10 protein-coding genes are annotated in these 16,315 nt (G+C 75.0%); 2 read left to right on the forward strand and 8 right to left on the reverse strand.

All coding sequences use genetic code 11. From position 1 onward, the window contains the following. Positions 1 to 30: 30 nt before the first annotated feature. The 6 genes from ACFY07_RS00955 to ACFY07_RS00980 form a co-directional block, all read right to left on the reverse strand. On the reverse strand, positions 31 to 1,479 hold the full coding sequence (locus tag ACFY07_RS00955) for a glycoside hydrolase family 1 protein (protein ID WP_390866758.1): 1,449 nt from the start codon (positions 1,477 to 1,479) through the stop codon (positions 31 to 33). A gap of 154 nt (positions 1,480 to 1,633) precedes the next feature. Next, positions 1,634 to 2,566 carry a carbohydrate ABC transporter permease gene (locus tag ACFY07_RS00960; RefSeq protein WP_374228021.1) on the reverse strand — a complete coding sequence of 311 codons (933 nt, stop codon included), beginning with the start codon at positions 2,564 to 2,566 and terminating at the stop codon, positions 1,634 to 1,636. Beyond that, positions 2,566 to 3,564 carry a carbohydrate ABC transporter permease gene (locus ACFY07_RS00965; RefSeq protein WP_390866759.1) on the reverse strand — a complete coding sequence of 333 codons (999 nt, stop codon included), beginning with the start codon at positions 3,562 to 3,564 and terminating at the stop codon, positions 2,566 to 2,568. Before ACFY07_RS00965 ends, ACFY07_RS00960 begins: the two co-directional genes overlap by 1 nt. Positions 3,565 to 3,664: 100 nt before the next feature. Next, the gene (locus tag ACFY07_RS00970) at positions 3,665 to 4,981 is read right to left on the reverse strand and encodes an ABC transporter substrate-binding protein (protein ID WP_390867046.1); all 1,317 of its coding nucleotides are present in this window, start codon (positions 4,979 to 4,981) and stop codon (positions 3,665 to 3,667) included. Positions 4,982 to 5,443: 462 nt separating this feature from the next. Next, positions 5,444 to 6,487 carry a LacI family DNA-binding transcriptional regulator gene (locus ACFY07_RS00975; RefSeq protein ID WP_374228043.1) on the reverse strand — a complete coding sequence of 348 codons (1,044 nt, stop codon included), beginning with the start codon at positions 6,485 to 6,487 and terminating at the stop codon, positions 5,444 to 5,446. A 391-nt stretch (positions 6,488 to 6,878) separates the two neighbouring features. Beyond that, positions 6,879 to 10,508, reverse strand: coding sequence for a glycosyl hydrolase (locus ACFY07_RS00980; RefSeq protein ID WP_390866760.1), 3,630 nt, complete (start codon positions 10,506 to 10,508; stop codon positions 6,879 to 6,881). A 588-nt stretch (positions 10,509 to 11,096) separates the two neighbouring features. On the opposite strand from ACFY07_RS00980, the gene ACFY07_RS00985 reads away from it, so the two are divergent. Then, positions 11,097 to 11,903 carry a 1,3-beta-glucanase gene (locus ACFY07_RS00985; RefSeq protein ID WP_390866761.1) on the forward strand — a complete coding sequence of 269 codons (807 nt, stop codon included), beginning with the start codon at positions 11,097 to 11,099 and terminating at the stop codon, positions 11,901 to 11,903. 132 nt (positions 11,904 to 12,035) lie between these two features. On the opposite strand, the gene ACFY07_RS00990 is transcribed toward ACFY07_RS00985, so the two are convergent. Then, positions 12,036 to 13,118 carry a M4 family metallopeptidase gene (locus tag ACFY07_RS00990; protein WP_390866762.1) on the reverse strand — a complete coding sequence of 361 codons (1,083 nt, stop codon included), beginning with the start codon at positions 13,116 to 13,118 and terminating at the stop codon, positions 12,036 to 12,038. A gap of 272 nt (positions 13,119 to 13,390) precedes the next feature. After that, entirely contained in the window at positions 13,391 to 14,725 is a 1,335-nt protein-coding gene (locus ACFY07_RS00995; RefSeq protein ID WP_390866763.1) for a DUF2637 domain-containing protein, read from the reverse strand. 465 nt (positions 14,726 to 15,190) lie between these two features. Here ACFY07_RS00995 and ACFY07_RS01000 point away from each other — a divergent pair, with 465 nt between their 5' ends. Next, positions 15,191 to 16,186 (forward strand): BadF/BadG/BcrA/BcrD ATPase family protein, encoded by a 996-nt coding sequence (locus ACFY07_RS01000; RefSeq protein WP_390866764.1) that lies wholly within the window; start codon positions 15,191 to 15,193, stop codon positions 16,184 to 16,186. Positions 16,187 to 16,315 lie beyond the last annotated feature (129 nt).

A 16,315-nucleotide genomic window follows, 5' to 3' on the forward strand; every position in this document is an offset into this window, starting at 1 on the left:
GCCGCGCCGGCGCGCGGGGCGGAGGGCGGCTCAGTCCTCCGGCAGGGCGCCCGAGCGGACGACCTCCGCGTACCAGCGGGCGCTGTCCTTGGGGGTGCGGCGCTGGCTGGCGAAGTCGACGTGGACGATGCCGAAGCGCTTGCCGTAGCCGTACGCCCACTCGAAGTTGTCCAGCAGCGACCAGAGGAAGTACCCGCGGACGTCGGCGCCGTCGGCCGCCGCCCGCGCCACCGCGGCCAGGTGGGCGTGGAGGTAGGCGACGCGCTCCGGGTCGTGGACCTCCCCCGAGGGGTCGGTGTAGTCGTCGTAGGCGGCGCCGTTCTCGGTGACGACGAGCGGCGTGCCGGGCAGCTCGTCGCGCAGGCGGGTCAGGATCTCGTACAGGCCGTCGGCGTCGACCGGCCAGTCCATGGCGGTGCGGGTGCCCGGGGCGGGGAGGAAGCGGACGCCCTCGGAGGCGGGCCAGGGGGTGAGCTCGCCGGCGTGGTTGTCCCCGCGCGGCCCGGTCCGCCGGACCGCGTCGCCGTCCTCCGCCGCGGCGACGAGGGTCGGCGTGTAGTAGTTGATGCCGAGCGCGTCGAGCGGGCGGCTGATCTCGGCGAGGTCGCCGTCGCGGACGAGGGCGTCCCAGTCGAGCAGGTGGGCGGTGTCGGCCAGGACGTCCTCGGGGTACCGGCCGTGGAAGACCGGGTCGAGGAAGATCCGGTTGGCGAGGCCGTCGATGCGGCGGGCGGCGTCGAGGTCGGCCGGGGTGGTGCCCGCGGCGCGCACGGCGGCGAGGTTGAGGACGAGGGAGACCTGGGCGGCGGCGGGCAGTTCGGCGCGGAGCGCGGCGGTGCCGAGGCCGTGGGCGAGCATCAGGTGGTGGTGGGCGCGCAGGGCGTCGCCGTGGTCGGTGCGGCCGGGGGCGTGGACGCCGTTGCCGTAGCCGAGGAAGGCCGAGCACCAGGGCTCGTTGAGGGTGGTCCACATGCCGACGCGGTCGCCGAGGCGGCGGGCGGCGGCGGCCGCGTACTCGGCGAAGCGCTCGGCGGTGGCGCACTCGGTCCAGCCCCCCGCGTCCTCCAGCTCCTGGGGGAGGTCCCAGTGGTAGAGGGTGGCGACGGGGGTGATGTCCTTCTCCAGGAGGGCGTCCACCAGGCGGTCGTAGAAGGCGAGGCCCTCCGGGTTGACCGGGCCGCTGCCGCCGGGGACGACGCGCGGCCAGGCGAGGGAGAAGCGGTACGCGGAGAGGCCGAGGTCGGCCATGAGGGCGACGTCGTCGCGGAAGCGGTGGTAGTGGTCGGCGGCGATGTCGCCGGTGTCGCCGTTGCGGACCTTTCCGGGGGTGCGGCTGAAGGTGTCCCAGATGGAGGGGGTGCGGCCGCCCTCGGCGGCGGCGCCCTCGATCTGGTAGGCGGCGGTGGCGGTGCCCCAGAGGAATCCGGGCGGGAAGACGGGTGCCGACGGGGCGGGGGACGGGAGGGTGTCGAGGGTCATGGGACTTCCTGGGAGGTGGGGAGGGGTCGGCCCTGGGCGGCGTCGGGCCCTGGCGGTGTCGGGCGGCCGCGGTGCCGGGCGCCGGCGATGCCGGGCCCTGGCGGTGCCGGGTGCCGGCGGTGTCGGACGTCGGCGGTGTCGGCCCTTGACGGCGTCAGCCCTTGACGGCGCCCTGCATGATGCCGCCGACGATCTGGCGGCCCAGCAGGCCGAAGACCACCAGGACGGGCAGGGTGCCGAGGAGGGTGCCGGCGAGCACGACCGACTGGTCGGGGACGTAGCCCTGGCCGAGCGACTTGAGGGCGACCTGCACGGTGGGGTTCTGCGAGTTGAGGGCGACGATGGGCCAGAAGAAGTCGTTCCAGGTGGCCATGAAGGTGAGCATGCCGAGGACGGCCATGCCGGGCCGGGCCACCGGGAGCACGATGGAGCGGAAGATCCGCGCGTGGGACGCGCCGTCCACGCGGCCGGCCTCGATGAGCTCGTCGGGCAGGGCCTGGGAGAGGAACTGCCGCATGAAGAAGACGCCGAAGGCGGAGACGAGCGTGGGCAGGATGACGGCGGGCAGCTTGCCCTGCATGTCGAGCCTGGCGATGATCATGAAGAGCGGGATCACGCCCAGCTGCGGGGGGATCATCATCGTGCCGACGGTGAGGGCCAGCAGCGCGCCGCGCCCGCGGAACCGCAGCTTGGCGAAGGCGAAGCCCGCCAGGGTGGAGCAGAGCACCGTGCCGGTGGTGACGGTGGTGGAGACGATCAGCGAGTTGAGCAGCGCCTTGCCGATGGCGGCCTGCTGCAGCGCCTCGCCGATGTTGTGGAAGAGGTTGCCGCCGGGGGTGAGGGCGGGCGGGACGGCGCTGAGCTCGGCGTTGCTGCGGCTGGCCGCCACCACCGTCCAGTAGAACGGGAAGACGAACATCAGCGTGGCGACGCCGAGCACGGCGTAGGCGAGGGGGCCGCCGTCCATGCGCCGGCCGGCCGCCCCCCGGCGGCGGGACTTCGGCGGCGCCGTCACGGCGGGGGCGGGCCGGGGGGCGAGGGCGGTGCCGCTCCCCCGGGTCTGCGGCTGTGCGGTGTCGGTACCCATCACCCCTCCGTCCGGCTGCGCCGCCGCGCGATCGCGGCGTTGACGGCGACCAGGACCACGATCAGCAGGAACATCACCCAGGCGATCGCGGCGGCGCGGCCGAGGTGGAAGAAGCCCCAGCCCTGCTCGTACATGTAGAGGCCGAGGGTCTGGTACTGGTGGGAGACGCCGCCGGCGGCGCTTCCCTCGTAGAGCAGCGGCTCGCCGAAGAGCTGGGTGGCGCCGATGGTGGAGACCACCACCGTGAAGAGGATGGTGGGGCGCAGGCCCGGCACGGTGACGTGCAGGAACTGCTGCCAGCGGGAGGCGCCGTCCATGGCGGCGGACTCGTAGAGCTCGCCGGGGATGGACTGCATGCCCGCCAGGTAGATCAGCGCGTTGTAGCCGGTCCAGCGCCAGGTGACGACGGCGGAGACGCCGATCTGGGACGCGACGGTGTTCGCCTGCCAGTCGACCGGGGAGATCCCGACCGTGCCGAGCAGCCAGTTGATCAGGCCGTAGTCGCGGCCGAAGAGCTGGGCGAAGACGAGCGTGGCGGCGGCCACCGAGGTCGCGTACGGCATCAGCATGGCGACGCGGAAGAAGGTGCGGCCGCGCAGGCGGTAGTTGAGCAGGTGGGCGAGGCCGAGGGCCATCAGCAGCTGCGGGACGGTGGAGAGCACGCCGATGGTGAAGGTGTTGCGCAGGGCGTTCCAGAAGAACGGGTCCTCGATCAGCCGCGTGTAGTTGCGCAGGCCGAGCCACTCCATCTGGTCGGAGGTCTGCAGCTCGACGCGGTGCAGCGAGACGTAGGCGGTGTAGAGGAGGGGGAAGAGCCCGAACGCGGCGAAGAAGGCGAAGAAGGGGGCGACGAAGGCGTACGGTGCGGCCTTCTGGTCCCAGCGGAAGAGGCGGGCCCGCAGGCCGGCGGCGGGCCGGGGGCGGGCGGGGGCCGGCGCCGGGGAGGGCGGCGGGGCCGGGTCGGGGCCCCGGTTCGGGGCGGAGGTGGAGAGAGCCATGGGGGTCCTTCGCTCGGGTGGCGCCGCCCGCCCCTGTCAGGAGGGCGGGCGGCGCCGGTCGTCGAGGCGGCGCCGGCCGGACCGGCGACCTGCTGCCTGGTCAGCCGCCGGTGGCGTTGCGGACGTTGTCCATGGCGTGCTTCCACGCGGCGTCCGGGGCGGTCCGGGTGCGCTCGACCTCGCCGAGGGCGTCGGTGAACGCCTTGGTGACCACCTGGTCGTCCGCGCCGAGGACCTGGGCCGGCATCGCGGCGGCGGCCTCACTGAAGATCTGGCCGATCGGCGCGTCGCTGAAGTACGGGTCCTTGACGTCCTTGATGGCGGCCTGGGCGGCCTTGTTGGACGGGAAGGAGCCGAGCTTCTTGAAGAGGGTGACCTGCTGCTCCTCGGCGGTCAGCCACTTGATGAGGTCCGCGGCCTCCTTGGCGTGCTTGGAGGTCCGCGGGATCGCCAGGTAGGAGCCGCCCCAGTTGCCGGTCTTGCCGGGGCCGGGGGCGACGTCCCACTTGCCCTTGCCCGCGTCGCCCGCCTGGCCCTTGATGTAGCCGCCCATCCAGGCCGGGCAGCTGAGGGTGGCGAACTTGCCGGTGGAGAACGCCTTGTTCCACTCGGGGGTCCACTCGGGCAGCTCGGCGCTGAGGCCGTCCTTGACGAGGGAGACGGAGGTGTTCCAGGCGGCCTTCACGGCCGGGCTGGTCTCGTAGACGGGCTTGCCCTGCTCGTCGAAGTACCGGACCCGCTGCTGCCCGACCTCGGCGGCGAAGACGCTCGCGGCGCTGTCGGTCCAGGTGTTCCCGGCCTTGGCCTTGGCGGTGTACTGCTTGCCGAGCGCGAGGTAGCCGTCCCAGGTGGACCACTTCTGCGCGAGCTGGTCGCGGTCGGTGGGCAGGCCGGCCTGCTTGAACAGGTCGGCGCGGAAGCACATCGCCTCGGGGCCGATGTCGGTGCCCAGGCCCAGCAGCTTCCCGTCGGGGGTGGTGGCGGCGGAGCCCTTCCACGGGACCAGCTCGTCGCTCGCGGGGCCGAGACCGAGGCTCTTGAGGTCGGTGAACTGGTCGGCCTGCTTCTGGACGACGCTCGCGATCCGGCCGACCTCGATGCCCTGGACGTCGGCGAGGCCGCCGCCGCCGGCCAGCTTGGTCTGGAGGGCCTGCCAGTACTGGGCCTCGTCCTGGGTGTCGGTCTGCTTGATCTCGATGTTCGGGTGCAGCTTCTGGTACTCGGCGTAGAGGCCGGCCTCCTTGAAGCCGAAGGTGCCGAACAGGTCGACGTTGAGGGTGACCTTGCCGTCCTTGGCGGTGTCGCCGCCTGCGGACTTGGTGGAGGTCGAGGAGCTGCAGCCGGCCGCGAGGGCGAGGGCGAGGACGGCGGATCCGAGCGTGACCGCTCTGGTGCGTGCGGCTCCGGCGGTGGCCATGGAGGCCTCCTTCGTGTTCATGCGGACGAGGGGCGTGAGGGGGGTGGCCCAGAGAGATGAGAGCGCTCTCAAAACCTGACGAGGAGGAGATTGCCCGGCCCTCCCCCGCGCGTCAAGACGTTGCGCGGGATTGCGATCGGTTCGAGAGCGACAACCCCTCAGAAACCATGGATAGGCTGCATTTCGGGCACAGATCCGGCAGCTGGGGCATCATGCGGAGGCGGGTGGGCGCGACAAAACCATGAGAGCGCTCCCAAATTCTGCTCACCGCTGGCTGCGGAGCCGGGCGCGGCACCGGGTCCGGAGCGGCCTGCGGCCCCCCACGGCTGCGCCGGGCGCGTCGAACGCGTCCGGACACCGTGCCGGGCCCCTCCGGATCCGGGAGGGCCCGCAGGGGCCGGCGGAGGCGTCGTCGGGGGGCGTCGTCGGGGGGCGTCGTCAAAGTGCGTCGGCGGGGGCCGCTCAGGCCGAGTCGCGGACCACCAGCTCGGTCTGCATGACGACCGAGGAGAGCGCGCCGGCGATCCGCGGCGCCCCCTGGTCCGAGGGGAGCCGGGGCAGCAGCAGCCGCGCCATCAGGCGCCCCATGCCCTCGACGTCCTGCCGCACGGTGGTCAGCGGCGGGTCCGTCCAGGCCGCGACCGACTCCAGGTCGTCGAACCCGACCACCGCCACGTCCTCCGGCACCCGGCGGCCGGCCGCCCGCAGCACGTGCAGGGCCGCGGCGGCCATCACGTCGGAGGCGGCGAAGACGCCGTCCAGGTCGGGGCACCGCTCCAGGAGCGCCGCCATGGCCCGGCGGCCGCCCTCGGGGGTGAAGTCGCCCTCGGCGACGAGCGCCGGGTCGGCGCCCGGCAGCAGGTCCCGGTAGCCGTCCAGGCGGTCCGTGGAGGACGTCTGGTCGAGGGGGCCCGTGATGGTGGCGATCCGCCGGCAGCCGCGGTCCAGGAGGCGCTGGACGGCCAGCTGGGCGCCGCCGCGGTTGTCGGTGTCGACGTACAGGACCGAGCGGTCGGCCTCCGCGCCCGCCCAGCCGGGCCGGCCGCCGAAGACGGTGGGCAGGCCCGCGCGGCGCGCCATCGCCGGAAGCGGGTCGTCCACGTGCAGCGAGAAGAGGAGGAGGCCGTCCACGTGGCCGCCGGACAGGTAGCGCCCGACCCGGTCGTAGTCGCTGCTGTCGTCGACGAGCAGCAGGACGAGCTGGGAGTCGGCGGCGGCCAGCTCCTTGCTGATCCCCCGCAGGTGCTGGGCGAAGAACGGGTCGGAGAAGACGCGGCTCTCGGGTTCGGCTATCACGACGGCGACGGCGCCGTTGCGGCGCGTCACGAGGGTGCGGGCGGCCTGGTTGGGGACGTAGCCGAGCTCGCGGACGGCCTGCTCGACCTTGTCGCGCAGCGCCGCCCGGACCCCGGCACCGCCGTTGACCACCCGCGAGACGGTCGCCCGGGAGACGCCCGCGAACTCGGCGACCTCCTCCAGGGTCGGTCTGGTCGGCTTGGGCTGCACCTGGCGTACTGGCGCGTCGGTCACCTGCTGCTCCTTGCCGGTCCTCTCCCCGCGGCGCCTGGTGCTCCACGCGTCCGGCCGGGGCTTCGGGATGAGCGTACCCTGCGGCAGGCGGTTTCGAGAGCGCTCTCACACGCTGGTTCGCAGGCGTCCGGAAGGGTCCCGCCAGGCCGTTCCCACGCTCCCCGGACGCGCTCCCCGGCAGTGCTCCCCGGCGGTGCTCCCCGGCGGTGCTCCCCGGCCGGGCGCCGGGCCGGGCGCCGGGCCGGGGAACGGCGCGGGCCGCGGCCCGGCACGGGCGGCTGCGCCGTGCCGGACCGCGGCGTCCGCGGCCTTCCCGCCCCCGCCGTCGCGCGGGGGCCTCAGGTGTGGGGGTCCCGGGTGCGGGGCCTCAGTTGTAGGGGAGGGTGACGACCGAGCGGTCGCCGGTGCCGAGGGTGGTCGACGCGTTGCCCAGGGCGTTCCACACCTCGACCTTGACCGCGCCGTTCGCCAGGTCGCACATCGTGCCGCTGGAGGAGGCGAGGCCGGCGGCCTGGGTGTAGTGCTCCCAGCCCGCGACCGGGTCGGTGGCGAAGTAGCGGTACGTCTCCGTCCGGTCCCAGCTGCCGTCACCGGTGCAGTCGTAGGAGACCTTCGCCTGGACGGCGTTGCCGACCGCCGTCCCGGCGTCCACGGCCAGGTCGAAGGCGGTCGCCCCGCCCTTGTAGGCCATGGTCAGCCCGGTCGAGGTGTACGTCTGCGCGCCGGTCGGCGTGCCGTCGTGGGTGGCGCCCCCGGCGGAGGCGATCGTCGTGCTGCCCGCCGGGCCGGCGAGGCCCTGCACGCTCCCGTCGGTCTGCGGGTACAGCAGCGGCGAGGAGGTGCCGCCGGCCGGGGTCCCGGTCGCCGTGGGCGAGGAGGTCGGTGTGGCCGTCCCCGCGGTGTACGGCAGGTTCACCACGGAGGTGTCGCCGGTGCCCAGGGTCGTGGCGGCGTTGCCCAGCGCGTTCCAGACCTCGACCCGGACCGTGCCGTTGCTCAGGTCGCACATCGTGCCGTTCGCCGAGGCGAGGCCGGCGGCCTGGGTGTAGTGCTCCCAGCCCGCGACCGGGTCCGTGGCGAAGTAGCGGTACGTCTCGCTCCAGTCCCAGCTGCCGTCACCGGTGCAGTCGTAGGAGACCCGCACCTGCGGGGCGTTGCCGACCGCCGTCCCGGCGTCCACCGCCAGGTCGAACGTGGTCTTCCCGCCGTTGTACGGCATGGTCAGCCCGGTCGAGGTGTAGGTCACCGGGTTCGAGGGCGTGCCGTCGTGGGTGGCGCCGCCGGCCGAGGCGACCGTGACGCTGCCCGCCGTGCCCTTGGTGCCCTGCACGCTGCCGTCGGTCTGCAGGTACATCACCGGGGAGCCGGAGCCCGGCGGGGGCGTGGGGATGGTCTCGCTCGGGCTGGGGGACGCCGTGTCCGTCGCCGTGTCGCTCGGGGAGGGGGACGCGGTGTCCGTGGCCGTGTCCGAGGGGCTCGGGGAGGCGGTGTCCGTCGCCGTGTCGCTGGGGGACGGCGAGGGGGACCCGGCGGGGGGGACGCCGCCGGACGCGGTGCCGCCGGTCCAGTTCACGGCGCCGGAGGCCTTGGTCCGTCCGGCGGGCACGTCGAGCACGGTGCCGTCGGAGAAGTGGACCGTCAGGGGCGCGGCGGTGATGTTGGCGGCCACGTAGGTGCGCTTGCCGGCCTTCTCGAAGACCGAGCTCAGCGGGTGGTCGCCGGTGACGGTGGTGTCCACGTGGCCGAGCGCGGCCAGGTTGCGGACCCAGTGGAAGGTGTGGGCGCGGCTCTCGCCCTCCTCGGGGGTGTAGCCGGCGTCGGCGCGCAGGGCGGCGAGCGCCTTGTCGCCGTCGCCGAGGGCGAGGAACTCGTACCAGATGTCCGCCCAGATCGTCGGCTTGGTGTGGCCGCTCTGGGTGAGCATGTCGTTGTAGTCGGCCAGCACGTAGGCCGGGTCGTAGCCGAGGTACAGGTGGCCGCCGGTGACGGGCAGCAGGTTGATGCCCTGGATCTGCTCGGGAGCGCTGGAGAACCAGGTGGAGTAGGCCCCGCCGTCGCCCCAGACCATGCCCACCTCGCGGTGGCCGAAGTTCGCCGGGTAGTTCTGGTCCGCGGAGTCGAACCAGTAGTCCTGGATGGCCGCGGCCTGCGTGGTGTACATGTAGATGCCCGCGTCGCGGACGGCGGTGTTGCCGGTGGCCTCGCCCCACTGGATGAGGGCGTTGTCGAAGTTCATGCCCTCCGACGAGGACTCCTGGTTGTTGCCGGCGGCGAAGGAGCCGTGGCCGGACGCCCAGTCGTGGCCGTCGTAGATGTCGAAGTCGCGCAGGTACGGGAAGCGTGTGTCGGTGCGGTCGTAGTTGTCGGCGTCACGGATGAGCAGGTCGACCATGCCGCCGTACTGGGAGTCCGAGGCCCAGGCGGGGTCGAACTTGGCGAGGGTGGCGGCCGCCGCGACGAAGTAGCCGTAGTGGAAGTGGTGGTCGTTGAGCTCCTGGTCGGACCCGTAGGAGGCCGGGTAGCCGATGAGGGTGCCCCAGTTCTTGTCGTAGGCGAAGAGGTGGGCGGTCTTGCCGGCGGAGGCCGTGAACCAGTCGGTGAGCTTGGACTTGATCACCGCCAGGGCGGCGTCGCGCACCCCGGCGTTGCCGGTCTGGTCGGCGATCTCGGCGAGCCGCGCGGCGCGGCCGAGACCCTTGCCGGTCCAGTAGGTGTCGTCGCTGACCTGCTTGGCCGGGTCGCCCTTCTCGGCGTTCAGGTAGTTCTGGAGCGTCGCGGCGTCGGCGCCGGAGGCGTCCGCGACGGCGGGCACCTCGGGGAGCACGCCGCGGTAGACCATCGACGTGGTGAAGGACGTGACCCCGGTGAGGATCTTGAGGGCGCCGCGGGCGGAGACGTAGGCCTGCGGCAGCGGGGTGCCCGACGCCAGGTACCGCCACTGGTGCGGGAGCAGGGAGACGACCGTGCCGGTGGCGCTGCCCTCGCGGGCGGCGGTGGTGTAGGCGTAGGTGGTCGTCACCTTGCTGGTCGCCTCGTCGTAGCGGTACGAGACCTTGGTGCCCGTGACGTGGTTGTGGGCGTACCTGGCGTAGGACGCCGCCAGGGCGGCGCGGTCGCCCGCGCTGGTGGAGGAGGTGGTGGGCAGGACGGCGACGGAGAAGTAGTCCTTGCCGGCCAGGGACGAGGAGAGGGCGGCGCCGGAGGCCGTCCAGGTGGCGCCGGTCGGGGCGTAGGCGGCGTAGTCGTGGCCGTTGACGGTGTAGCCCACCCAGGAGCCGGTGTTGGACCAGACCGTCAGGCTCGACCCGGAGGCGGCGGTGATCTGCGCGTTGCCGCCCGTGGCGCGGAAGTAGGCGAAGGGCAGGCCCTCACCGATGGTGGCGCGCAGGGTGTGCGTGCCGTCGGTGAGCAGCGGGCTGACGGTCCAGTCGGTCCAGTCGTCGACCTTGACCTCGGGCGCGTTCAGCCCCGCGACGCCGGCGGTGAAGTCCTCGGCGTAGGGGAAGTGGTACTCCCCCACGCCGGTGGAGCTGCCGCTGATGGCGGGGGTGGTGGTGTACGAGAAGCCGAGGCCGGAGACGCCGGCGCGGAAGCCGAGCGGGTGGGCGAAGAGCGGCTCGCCGTAGGCGCAGTTGGTGCGCTTCCACAGGATGGAGGACCACCAGTCGTTGGTGGGCACGGCGCCGGCCGGCGCGTTGGCGGTGGCCCACTGGCGGGGGTTGCCCGTGATCTGGCCGCAGCCGGACGGCAGGGGGCCGGGGGCCGTGGTGGCGTAGCTGCCCGCGCCGACGGTGGCGGCGTGGGCCGGGTGCGTGGTGAGCAGGGACAGCAGGCCCAGGAGCAGGGAGAGCACCGCTCCGGCGGCGGCCGTCCGGCGCCGTGCGCCCCGGCGGGGCGGGGTGGTGCCGGAGCGGACGGGGCGGGCCGCGACGGCGCGGACGGGTCCGGCGGGGTACGTGGCGCGGCGCGCCGGGGGGCGGTCGGGGTGGGGTCTCATCGTGGTCTCCGCGTGAGGGGTCGTCGCCGTGCACGGGTGCGGCGGCACGGCGGGTTCGGAGTACGGAACGGCACTGCACGGGGGCACAGGTCGCCGGTCCGGCCGGCCTGGGACGGGGGCCTGACCCGGAGGGCACCTCGCCCCAGGAGTGCGGAACAAGGGTTGAGAGCGCTCTCAGGAACGAGAGGCTACGATTACCCTGACGTTGCGTCAATGAAATGAGCACGTAACAGATTGGTCGCGACGGACGCCGCTGGTCGGCGCCCCACAGTCGCGCAAACCACCCGGAATCGCGGCCCCTCCGGTCGGCTGCGGGGGCGGGGAGGGGCGTCCCGGCGGCCGCGCCCTCTCTCGACTTCTTGATGCCGGAACGATCCTGAGAGCGTTTTCAGGCAACAGGTATTGACGCCATGCCGGTGCGGCACGACAGTGACCCCACGGATGCCGAGCCGCCACCACCGCACCCCACCCCCACCCCGCCCGCGCCCCGGAGATCCACCGCGCGTACACCTGCCCTGTTCATGACTTCACTGCTCACCGCAGCCGCGGTGCCGACGGGATCCGCCCCCGGCGCCCTCCGGCTCCACGGTGACCTGGAGCGGCGACCTCAGCGGCGCCGCCGGGTCCGCGCCCTCGTCCGCCGACCGGATCGCCGACACGGGCACCTCCTGCCCCGGCGGGGCGGCCAACCGGGGCACCGGCGAGGTCGAGTCCTGCACCGCCGACCCCGCCGACCTGCAGCAGGACGGCAGCGGCAACCTCAGGATCGCCCCGATCCGCTGCAGCCGCGGCCGCTGGACCTCCGGCCGCATCGAGACCCCCCGCACCGACCTCCGGGCCGCCCCGGGCGGCAAGGCGCTCATCCAGGCCCGCATCCGGATGCCCGCCGTGACGGGCTCCGCCGCCGCCGGCTACGGACCGGCCTTCCGGACGCTCGGCGACGCGTACCGGGGCGACCACCAGGACCGGCCGGGCATCGGCGAGTTCGACGTGACGGAGAACGTCAACGGCGTCACCTCGGTCCGGGGCACCCTGCACTGCGGCACCGACCCGGGCGGCCCCTGCAACGAGACCGGCGGACCCGGTGCCGGCACCCCCTGCCCCGCCACCGCCTGCCAGGGCGCCTTCCGCACCCACGGCTTCGCGTGGGACCGCAGCACGACCCAGGAGGCGCTGCGCCGGTACGTCGACGGCACGCTCCACCACAGCGCGACGTCGGACCAGACGGACACGACCACCTGGACGGACGCCACCCACCACGGCCGCTTCCTCCTGCTGAATGTGGCCATGGGCGGCGCCGTCCCCGAAGCCTTCTCCAACCAGCCCGCCCCGACCCGCTCGACCGCCTCCGGGGTGCCGATGCCCGTCGACCACGTGGCCGTCCTCAACTCCTGACACCACCGGTGCCCGGAGCCGGACCGTCCGGCTCCGGGCACCGGCCCCGTCCCGCAGCGCGCCCCGCCCCGGCCGTCCCCCGCCCGCAGCGGGCGGGGGACGGCCGGGGCGGAGGCAGGCGGCGGGGACCGGTCAGACGCCGGGGATGCCGCGGGCCGCGAACGCCCGGCGGACCGCGTCGGCGGCCCCGGCGCCGTACATGCGCAGGGCGGTGTCGACGGTGGTGGCGGCCGCGGCGGCGAAGTCGGTGTCCGGGGCGAAGCCGAACTGCGCGTCCACGATGATCCGGTCGGCGGTGCGGGCGCCCAGGGCGTTGCGGATGTCGTACAGGGCCCGGGACCAGATCTCGCCGTCGGCGTGCACCTCGCCGACCTTGTCGGCGTAGGTCCTGTCCGTGTCGATGCGGCGCAGGCAGTGGGGGGTCGCGGCGGTGTAGGAGGTGGAGTCCCAGTCGGCGACGCAGGCGTCCGGGGTGCGGCGCGGCCAGCCGTACCGGGCGTCGGCGGCCAGGCCGACCTCGACGGCGAGGTAGTCGCCGAAGGCCTCGCCGATGGCGCCGGCCTCCTCGGAGGCGCCGAAGCCCGGCACCTGGGCGGCGTGCACGGCGTGGCCGTACTCGTGCACGACCACCTCGGCGTCCTCGGCGTCGTCGACGCCGCCCTTGCCGTAGCGGATCTCGGCCTTGCGGTCGGTGAAGAAGGAGTTGTCGGCGCCCCACTGGTCGATGCGCACGGGCTGCGCGCGGTCGTTGGCGCCGGGCAGCTCGCCGCCGAAGCCGAGGCCCTGCAGGTACTCCTGGGCCTCGTTGACCCAGAAGTACGCCATGACCTGCTCGAACTGGTCGGCGCTGCGGGTGTAGCGGAAGTCGCCGGTGGCGGAGGACGCCAGGGCTCCGGTGCTGGAGCTGACGGTGGCCCAGCGGCCGGTGAGGGTGCCGCTGCCGTCCAGGTTGCGCAGCGGGACGGTGGCGTAGGCGTCGGCGGGGACGGCCGTGTCGGCGTCCTTGGCGTCGGTGAGCGCCTCGTCGCCGGAGGACTGGACGGGGTTGACCATGAACACCCGGCCGACGGCGGGGGCGGCCGTCCCGGAGGGGGCGGGCCGGGCGGCGGCGGCGGGGGATGCGGGCAGCGCGGCGAGCGAGGCCGCGGCGGCGGTCACGGCGGCGAGTGCGGCCAGGCGGGAGCGGGTCTGCGGGCCGGGGGCGGGGCGGCGCAAGGGGTCCTCCAGGGCGTGCCGGGTCGGCGGACGCGCGGGGCGGCGGTGGTTCGCCGCACCGCGGCGGAGCTTGGTCCGGCAGCATGCCCTGTCGGCGGGCGGATGACCAGCCCCCGCGGCCCGCCCGCCCGCCCGCGCGGGCGGGCGGGCGGGCGGGCGGGCGGGCCTGAGCGGACGGCGGAACGGGCCGGAAGGCCGCCGCCCCGCCCCCGGCGGGAACCGGGGGCGGGGCGGGGCGGGGAGCGGACGGGAGTGCGGACCGGCGTCCGGACTCAGAGGGCGAGGGCGGACTCGACGGCGCGGCGCCGGTGGAAGTCGGGGAGCATCGACTCCAGGACCTCGGCGGGGACCCGCTCGCCGTTGCGGGGGATGCCGACGCGGGCCAGGTGGTCGGAGAGCTCGGCCGCGGTGAGGGTCTCGCCGTACTCGTCCGCGTGGCGTCGCCAGGCCTCGTAGTAGCGGAACTCGGGCAGGTAGCGGCGGAGGTTGCCGGGGCTGACGGGGTTGCCGTGGCGGCCCATGACGTTGTGCTCGGCGAGCCAGGCCGAGAGCTGGTCGCCGCTGGGCTCCTCGCCGTGGCGGGCGATGTAGCGGCGCCAGGCCGCGTAGTACCGGTCGGGCGCCGTGGTCTGCCCGGCGGCGCCGCTGTCCTCGGCGCGGGGGTCGTCCGACGGCGCGTCCGGGGAGCCGTGCGACGGGACGTTCTGCGGCCGGTCCCAGGGCTGCACGGAGGGGTCGTGCACGGAGGGGTCGTACGCCGCCTGGTCATGCGCGGCGGGGGCGGGCAGCCACAGCGGCCGGCCGGCCGCCGCGCCGGGGTCCGTGCCGGGAGCGCCGGCCTGCGGGCGGCGGGAGGGCGCGGACGGCAGCGCCTCGCCGCCGTGGCGCAGGCCGTGGACCGCCGGGGGCAGGACCGCGGGGTCGATGCCGGCCGCCGCCAGGCCGGCGCCGGCGGTCTCGGCGAGGGGGACGCCGTAGCGGGCGAGCCGCAGCGGCAGCAGCGTCTGCACGGGCGCCTTGCGGCGCCAGTCGGGGCCGAACTGCGCGCTGAGGTGGGCCTGGTAGATCAGCTTGGAGCGTTCGTGGCCGATCGCGGTGTCGTAGGAGCGCAGCTCCCAGAGCTTCATGATCCGCCACAGCTTCGCCGTGGAGTACGGCGCGAGGAGCCACCGCACGAAGCGGACCGAGTCCATGTGGCGGTCGGCGGTGAGGTCGGCGATGCGGCCCACCGCGTGCCGCGCCGCCTCGACGATGACGACGAACAGCAGGGGCGCGATGGCGTGCATCCCCACGCCCACCGGGTCGGGCCAGGCGGTGGAGGCGTTGAAGACGACGGTGGCGGCGGTGAGCGCCCAGGCGGACTGGCGCAGCAGCGGGAAGGGGATGCGCAGCCACGTCAGCAGGAGGTCGAGCGCGAGCAGGACGATGATGCCGGCGTCCACGCCGACGGGGATGACGTTGGAGAAGGCCCCGAAGCCCTTGTGGTACGCCAGGTTGCGGACCGCTCCGTAGGAGCCGGCGAAGCCGATGCCCGCGATGAGCACCGCGCCGGCCAGGACGATGCCGGCCAGGACGCGGTGGGCGCGGGTGATGCGCGGGTGAGCCACAGCTGTTCGTTCCCTGCTTCGGGGTCTGCTGACGGCTCAGCTTTGCACACCCAATTGTCCAACAGTGAGAACCTTCTGACGTTTGGTGACGTGAAAGAGTGATGGGATGCGCTTTGTCGACTCCCGGCGCCTGCCGTCGGCCCCCTCCGGCGCGACCCGGTGGCGGTGCGCACGGACGCGGGGGGCGGACGCAGCGGCCGGGCGGAGACAGAGGCCGGGCGGACGCGGACCGGGCAGACGCGGGCCGGGGCACGGGGCCGGGCGCCCCGGAGGCGGGGCCCCCGGAGGCGGGGCCCCCGGACCGCACCGGCCCTTCCGTGGGATATTTACGCTCTCCGTGCATTTCTGTTGCTTCTTGACATCGGGAGTCCGGGCTTCCGATACTCGCTGGACCGCGGACCGGGCCGCCCCCGGCCGCCGCGCGGCCGCGATCCGGCCGACCCGCCCCGGGAGGAGAGCGCGCCCATGAAGGCCCTGCTGGCCGTGGACCTCGGCAAGACCGGCTGCCGCGCCGCGCTGTGGACCGGCCCCGCCGACGCGCCCGCCGCGGTCCACGAGGCCGCGGGCGCGCCGGGGCTCGCCCAGGCGGGCGGGGTGGCCGCCGCCGAGGCCGCGGTGCTCGCGGCCGCCGCCCCGCTGCTCGCCGCAGCCGACGGCGGGGCCGGGAGCGGCGGCGGACCGCTCGCCGCGGTGTGCGTGGGCGCCGCCGGCGCGGCCGCCGCGCCCGACGCGGCCCGGGAGCTGGCGGAACGCCTGCTGGCGGCGCTCCCCGCCGAGGAGGCCGCGGTCGCCAGCGACGCGGTCACCGCCCACGCCGGGGCCCTCGGCGGCGGCCCCGGGGTGGTGCTCGCCGCCGGGACGGGGGTGGTCGCCGTGGCGGTCGGCGCGGACGGGGCGCTCGCCCTGGTGGACGGCTGGGGCCCCTGGCTGGGCGACGAGGGCGGCGGGGCGTGGATCGGGCTCGCCGCTCTGCGCGCGGCCCTGCGGGCGCACGACGGACGGGGGCCGGACACCGCCCTGCGCGAGGCCGCGGCAGACCGGTTCGGGCCGCTCCCGGGCCTGCCCGCGGTCCTCGGCCGGGAGGCCAACCCGGCGCGCACCGCCGCGTCGTTCGCCCCGGCGGTCGCCCGCGCGGCCGCCGACGGGGACCCGGTCGCCGACGGCATCCTGCGGGAGGCGGCCGAGGCCCTGGCCGGGGCGGTGGCGGCCGCCGCGCGGCGGTCAGGCGGAGCGGGCCCCGTGCCCGTCGCGCTCACCGGCGGCCTCCTGCGCCTCGGGGCACCGCTGACGGAGCCGCTCGGCGCGCTGCTCGACCGCTGCGACCCGCCGCTGCGCCTGCGGGAGGCGCTCGGCGACCCGCTGGCGGGGGCCCGGGTGCTCGCGGCGGCCCGGGACACCCCCCACGAGGCGTCCGTCGTCCGGCTGCGGCGCCCCGCCGGGCCCGTACGGCCGGACGCCTGACCCGTACCGACCGGCACCCGCCCGTACCGTCGGACACCGGGCCCGTACCGCGGTGCCCCGCTCCCGCCCCTGCGCCGCCGCCCGGCCGGACCCCTGCCGTCGGGCCCGCCGCCCCTCCCCCGGCCGTCC

This window comes from Streptomyces sp. NPDC001380 (assembly GCF_042895785.1).
Taxonomy (GTDB): Bacteria; Actinomycetota; Actinomycetes; order Streptomycetales; family Streptomycetaceae; genus Peterkaempfera.